2 protein-coding genes and 1 pseudogene are annotated in these 1,281 nt (G+C 49.3%); all 3 read left to right on the forward strand.

The genetic code is table 11. The annotated features are described in order from the left end of the window. Nucleotides 1-262 (forward strand): annotated as a pseudogene (locus HMPREF1640_RS12070) (conjugative transposon protein TraJ); the annotation flags it as partial. Nucleotides 263-280: 18 nt separating this feature from the next. Further along, the gene (gene traK / locus HMPREF1640_RS12075; RefSeq protein WP_036895233.1) at nt 281-904 is read left to right on the forward strand and encodes a conjugative transposon protein TraK; all 624 of its coding nucleotides are present in this window, start codon (nt 281-283) and stop codon (nt 902-904) included. A 4-nt stretch (nt 905-908) separates the two neighbouring features. Beyond that, on the forward strand, nt 909-1,202 hold the full coding sequence (locus HMPREF1640_RS13020) for a hypothetical protein (protein WP_036928491.1): 294 nt from the start codon (nt 909-911) through the stop codon (nt 1,200-1,202). The last annotated feature ends 79 nt before the right edge of the window (nt 1,203-1,281 follow it).

A 1,281-nucleotide genomic window follows, 5' to 3' on the forward strand; every position in this document is an offset into this window, starting at 1 on the left:
TTTTCTCCCCGATGCGGGCAGTTGGTATCACATTGTCTTCTTCCTCATCGGTATCGTGGGCTACTTCTGTGTGCCTACGGTAGCAGGCTGGATTATTGAGGCTGGTGGTGGCATCGGCTCTTACGGTCGCAACGTCAACCAGACGGCTCAGCGTGGAGCGCAGGGCGCATACACCGGAGGCAAGTATTTGGCAGGTGGAGCCGGAGCCGTTGCAGGCAATGCCATCGGACGTATCAAGGGTGCATTACTCAAAGGTAAATAACAAAAAACGTAAAAAACAATGGAATTCAAATCACTCACCAATATCGAGACCTCATTCCGTCAGATCAGGCTCTATGCCTTTGTCTTTGCCATCGTCTGCGTGGCGGTCAGCGGCTATGCCGTCTATGCCTCGTATGGCTTTGCCAAAGAGCAGAGGGAGAAAATCTATGTGCTTGACCAAGGAAAGTCTTTGATGCTCGCACTGAGTCAGGATGCAAGCAAGAACCGACCTGTGGAAGCGAGGGAACACGTCCGTCGTTTCCATGAACTGTTCTTCACCATCGCGCCCGATAAGGATGCCATCGAGAAGAACATGGAGCGTGCCTTTGTGCTGTGTGACAAGTCGGCTTTCAATTATTACAAGGACTTGGCGGAAAAGGGTTATTACAACCGTGCCATTTCGGGCAATGTCAATCAGCGTATCGAGGTGGACTCTATCCGCTGCAACTTTGAGGTCTATCCCTACGAGGTAACGACCTACGCCCGTCAGTTCATCGTGCGACCGAGTAACATCACGGAGCGTAACCTGATTACGACCTGCACCTTGCAGAACTCCGTCCGCTCGGACAACAATCCGCAGGGCTTCCTCATGGAGCAGTTTATGGTGCGACAGAATCAAGACCTCCAAACCTATAAACGATAGCACGATGAAAAGAACAAGGGGATTTTCATTCGCACGGCACTATTTGAGGGCGCACTTGTGGCTTCGCCATCGGTGCGACAGGCTCACGGCAAAGCAGCGCAAGCTGATTGTATTCGGATTAAGTTTTGTCTATCTCGTCTGTTCTTTAGTGATGATAGCGCAGTTTTTCCTGTCGCACGATAAGGAGGAAAGACTACCTATCCCCAAGGGAACGATAATAGACAGCGACATCCATACAGATAGCGTATTTATACGACTTTATCAACAATATTCAACTAATAGTAATGAAAATGGATAATAAACAGAAAGAATATCTCAAGAAAGGACTGGTCTTCGGTGGGCTGGGATTGCTTTTCGCCCTCTCGATGTGGTTCATA

This window comes from Prevotella sp. S7-1-8 (assembly GCF_000758925.1).
Lineage (GTDB): Bacteria > Bacteroidota > Bacteroidia > Bacteroidales > Bacteroidaceae > Prevotella.

Excerpts from the sequence above, each read along its gene's own strand:
- HMPREF1640_RS13020 (WP_036928491.1), top strand. The coding sequence starts at position 909 with ATGAAAAGAACAAGGGGATTTTCATTCGCACGGCACTATTTGAGGGCG.
- traK (WP_036895233.1), top strand. The coding sequence starts at position 281 with ATGGAATTCAAATCACTCACCAATATCGAGACCTCATTCCGTCAGATC.